Source organism: Hyphomonas sp. UBA3601 (genome assembly GCF_002375605.1).
GTDB lineage: Bacteria > Pseudomonadota > Alphaproteobacteria > Caulobacterales > Hyphomonadaceae > Hyphomonas.
This window is the reverse complement of the sequence record NZ_DFME01000016.1, coordinates 1-4,665: the sequence shown is the minus strand read 5'-3', so window position 1 is coordinate 4,665 and position 4,665 is coordinate 1. Positions and strand designations below refer to the sequence as shown.

4 protein-coding genes are annotated in these 4,665 nt (G+C 62.1%); 1 reads left to right on the top strand and 3 read right to left on the bottom strand.

Annotation, left to right across the window (positions count from 1 at the left end):
• On the bottom strand, positions 1 to 1,337 hold a 1,337-nt coding region (locus tag B4F73_RS01060), incomplete at its 3' end, for a DNA repair protein RecN (protein WP_290482314.1).
• 78 nt (positions 1,338 to 1,415) lie between these two features.
• On the bottom strand, positions 1,416 to 3,227 hold the full coding sequence (locus B4F73_RS01055; RefSeq protein WP_290482313.1) for an aminopeptidase P family protein: 1,812 nt from the start codon (positions 3,225 to 3,227) through the stop codon (positions 1,416 to 1,418).
• Positions 3,228 to 3,397: 170 nt separating this feature from the next.
• On the opposite strand from B4F73_RS01055, the gene B4F73_RS01050 reads away from it, so the two are divergent.
• A complete protein-coding gene (locus tag B4F73_RS01050; protein WP_206991411.1) occupies positions 3,398 to 3,580 on the top strand; it encodes a hypothetical protein in 183 nt (60 codons plus the stop codon).
• Positions 3,581 to 3,591: 11 nt separating this feature from the next.
• Here B4F73_RS01050 and B4F73_RS01045 read toward each other — a convergent pair whose 3' ends face one another.
• A complete protein-coding gene (locus B4F73_RS01045; RefSeq protein WP_290480017.1) occupies positions 3,592 to 4,449 on the bottom strand; it encodes a 50S ribosomal protein L11 methyltransferase in 858 nt (285 codons plus the stop codon).
• Positions 4,450 to 4,665 lie beyond the last annotated feature (216 nt).

The window sequence follows — 4,665 nt, the reverse complement described above, 5'->3', positions numbered from 1 at the left end:
AGTTCGCCGCCGGACGCAATCTTGCGCAACGGGCCAAAACCCGCGCCCGGATTGGTCTCGGCATCAAATTCGACCCAGTCGATTCCGTTCGGGCCGCCCTCCCCCTCTGCCAGCGGCGTGATCGCAACCCGGATCACCGAGCGGCCGAGTTTCAGCGGCTTCAGCTCGCGCGCGATGGCTTTTTCCAATTGCGACGCGGCCGCCTGCCGGGCGTCGCTTAGCTTGCCCGCCGCCTGATGCCAGTCGGCCCGGGCAGATGCTTCAGCCTTGCGGGCAGCAATCAGCGCGTCTTCGCCCGCTTCAACCAGGTCGAGCCGATCACTCAATGAAGTGAGCATGTCTGGCAGGAGATCGGGATCGCAGCCATGCTTCCGGCCCGCTGCCCGCAAGGCGAACAGCCGCGCCTCGGCGCCGTCCAGTTCAGCAGAATCATGATCGACAAGCCGTTCGAGCTGGCTGATCGCGCCTGCTGCTTCGCGCGCTTCAATCAAGGCCCGCTCGACTGCTTCGGCGGCGGCACGTGCGGCAACCGGCAGCGTGTCCTGAGAGGATTCAAATCCCGGCAAGCGGCAAATCCGTTCGGTGGCACGCGCCGCCTTGGACAAGGCATCTTCCACGCCGGACTTTTCCAACACATTTTCGGCTTCACGCACGGCCTCGGTGACGCGTTCCGACTGCATCAACAGGGTCCGACGCTCTGTCAGGATGGCGGCTTCGCCTTCCTGCGGATTCAAGCTGGAGAGCTCGGCCACAGCCTCGGCCAGCCATTCGCGATGTTCGATGGCTTCGGCATGCGCGTCTTCAAGTTCCTGACGCCGGGCGCTGGCCTCCGCCATCGCAGCATGAGTGGCCGCGCACATGTCCAAAAGCTTTTCATTGCCTGCAAACTGGTCGAGCAAACGGCGGTGAGATGATGGCTTCAGCAGGGTGGAGGCCGCGTGCTGGCCGTGAATCTCGACCAAGAGGTCCCCGATCTCCGACAGGAGCGCCGCGCTGACCGGCTGGTCATTGAGAAAGGCACGCGCGGGGCCGTTGCGGCGGATCACGCGTTTCATGGTCAGGGTCTCGTCCGGCGAAGCGTCAATGCCTGCTTCGGCCAGTGCAGACCAGACTGGATGGCTGACCGGGGGCGAAAACTCAACCGCCACACTCGACTGGTCCTGCCCCGCCCGGATCATCCCACGGTCGGACCCGTGCCCCATCGCAAGCGACAGGGCATCGAGAATGATGGACTTGCCCGCCCCGGTCTCCCCGGTCAGCGCCGTAAACCCGGCGCCCGGTTCGATGTCCAGGCGGTCAATCAGGACGAAATCACGTATCGACAATGAAAGGATCATGGCCAGTCTCCAAAGAGTCTACTGGCCATGATTTATCACCAGAACAAAACCGGAACAAGCGCGATTTTCACAGACTGCCTAAAGCGGCATGCAGGCCGCGCGCAACCAGTCCTTCACCGGCCCGTCCAGACGGTCGGCCAGCAATTCGTAGACTTGCGCGTGATAGGCATCGACCCAGTCCCGCTCGTCCTTGGTCAGATGAGCCAGATCGATCAGGTCCCGCGCGAGGGGCGCGAAGGTCAGGCATTCAAAGCCATACATGTCGAGTTCGCCACCTTCGATGGCCGCCGGTGGCGTGACATATTGAAGGTTCTCGATCCGGATGCCGTACTGTCCGGCGCGGTAATAGCCCGGCTCATTCGAGACGATCATGCCGGTTTCCAGCGGCACGGAATTCCACGCCTTGGCAATGCGCTGCGGGCCTTCATGGACGCCGAGATAGACGCCGACCCCATGGCCGGTGCCGTGCTGGTAGTCGAGCCCGGCCTGCCAGAGCGCATGGCGCGCGAGAATGTCGAGATGGGTTCCGGTCGTGCCTTTCGGAAAGCGCACCATGGCCAGCGAGATATGCCCCTTCAGGACCAGCGTGTAGTGACGCCGCATGTCCGCGCTCGGATCACCGATGGGAACCGTACGCGTCACGTCTGTCGTGCCGTCCAGATACTGGCCGCCACTGTCGACAAGATAGAGGCTGCCACGTTCCAGCTTGCGGTTCGAGGCTGTCGAAACGCGGTAATGCGGCAGCGCGCCATTCGGGCCGGCACCGGAAATTGTCGGGAAGGACAAATCGTTCAGGCCGCCAAGGTTTTCGCGGAATTCTTCCAGCTTGATGGCGGCGTCGATCTCGGTGATCTCGCCGCTCTGCGCGTCCGTATCAAGCCAGTGCAGGAAGCGGGTCAGGGCCACGCCATCACGAAGATGGGCGGCGGCCGAGCCTGCGAGTTCCGCGTCATTCTTGCAAGCCTTGGGCAGAGCGACCGGGTCGCGTTGGCGTACAGGCGTTGCACCAGCCTGTTCGAGCTGGTCAAAGAACCAGGCTGAGGCCACATCCGGATCAACGCTGACCGTCTTGCCTTTCAGGTCTGAAAGGCCCTTTTCGAGATCGGCCAACGGGCGCAACGTGACACTGTTGCCAAGATGCTGGCGGAGCGCGTTGGATACTTTCACTTCATCAAGGAAGAGGTCAGCTGACCCGTCTGCGAACAGAATGGCGCGGCCGAGCGGCAGCGGCGTGCAGCTGACATCACCGCCGCGAATGTTGAAAGCCCAGGCGATGGACGCCGGCGACGTGATCACAGCCGCGTCGAGCTTTTCGGCTTTGAGATCGTGGCCAATCTGCACGCGCTTTTCGTCATGCGCGACGCCTGCAAATTTTACCTCATGCGGCACGACGAGCGCGGCGGGCTGGTCTGGCCGGTCGGCCCAGGCGAGGTCGATAGGATTGTTCGCGACGCTGACCAGTTCAGCGCCAGCCGCCTTGGCGGCCGTGCCCATGGCCGCGACATCGTTCGGGCTCATCAGTTTCGGGTCATAGCCGATGCGCTTGCCGGTCATGTCCTGCGATTTGAGCCAGCCGAACGGGCCGGGCTCCGGCACAGCCTGAACTTCCCAGAGATCCGGATCGGTCTGGTCGGCGACCTGCAGCGTGTAGCGGCCATCGGCGAAGATCACCGCGCGGTCTGTGAAGACGAATGCAGAACCGAACGAACCGGTAAACCCGCTCACCCAAGCCAGGCGCTCATTGGCGTCAGGCAGGTATTCGTTCTGGTATTCATCATCATGCGGAACATAAAGGCCGTCGAGCCCCTGCGCGGAAAGCTGTTCGCGAACGAGGGGCAGATGCGCCCGGCCGTCCTGCGGACCGCCCTTGATATCAAATGTCTGTCTCATGTCCCCTACTTAGTGCGAAAGCGTGGTTTTGACCATAGAAAGCCGCATCGTAGCTATGCATTTATTCATGCAAATTTCCGCTTTTCTATGCTTTTTTGTTTATGCTTTTACGCTACATAGCGCCCACACAAAAGATTGTGCGCCGCACAATACAAAAAGAGGGACGCACTATGAGACGTCAAAACACAATTACTGCGCCAGAAATGGCAATCCTCAACGGCCAGGGCCGTTCGCTGATGGTCAACGAGATGGCTGAGCCAGCCTTCGTGAACGCGCTGCAGAGCGCCGAAAGCCAGCGTCCGCAAATCCTGGCACGCCGTTCTGCGCGCTGGGCGCGCCGCGCCGCTTACTGATCCTGCAGGGCTTAACCCGGCTTCCGGAACACCAGCGTCGACCACCCGTCTTCGCGAATACGTGTCTGGAAGTCGAGCCCGCGGGACGCAAAGGCGTTCCGGACTGGCGGCGCTTGGTGGTGCAGCAGTCCTGACAGGATAATTGTGCCGCCCGGCGCCGTGAGAGACGCAATATCCGGTGCGAGCCCGATCAGGGGCCGCATCAGGATGTTCGCAAACACGGTGTCATACGGCCCGCCCTGACGAATGCGTGGCGTGTTCGCACCGGTGACATGCAAGGCGGTGAAGCCGTTGACATGATTCTTGCGGGCATTCTCATTCGCCACACGCACGCTATCGAGATCGATATCCGTACCGATCGCCGAGGATGCCCCCGCCTTCAGAGCAGCAATCGCCAGAACGCCGGAGCCCGTGCCAAGGTCAAGCACCTTGCCGATGGACCGGCGGCGGCGCACATCATCCAGCGCCAGCAAGCATCCGAGCGTCGTGCCATGATGGCCCGTTCCAAACGCAGGGCCGGCCTCGATCAGCACGGAAATCTTTCCCGGTGACTGGCGCGCAAGGGCGTGGCTGCCCGCTACAACGAACGGTCCGGCCTTGACCGGTGGCAAGCCTTCGAGTGACAGCGTCACCCAGTCTTGCTCGATCACCTGTTCGATCCGCGCGACAAGATCCGGCGCGGCTTCTTCGATAATGACAACGCAGGCTTTGGCGTCTTCGAGCGTTTCCGCGAACGCATCGAGCCGCCAACTGGTCCGGCTGTCCTCCTTGGCATCAACCGCGCCCGCTGGCGACGGATCGGCCCAGGCCAGCGCATCCCACGCCGTTTCAACTGGCGCCCGCGCGCCTTTTGCACTTATCTGATACATGAGCGGCGCTTAGCAGGCGGATGATTTCTTGGGAAGGACACAAAGATGGTGCGGATATCTCTCATGGCAGTTGCCATCGGCATCTCCTTGTTGGGCGCTTGCGAAACAGCGCCCGATCCGAGCCCTGCCCCCGCCTCCGAGATGGTAGACGCTCCGGCCCCTGTGGCGCCATGGCGTGAGGTGGCCCCTGAAAATCTTGTGGTCCTGAAAACGGTG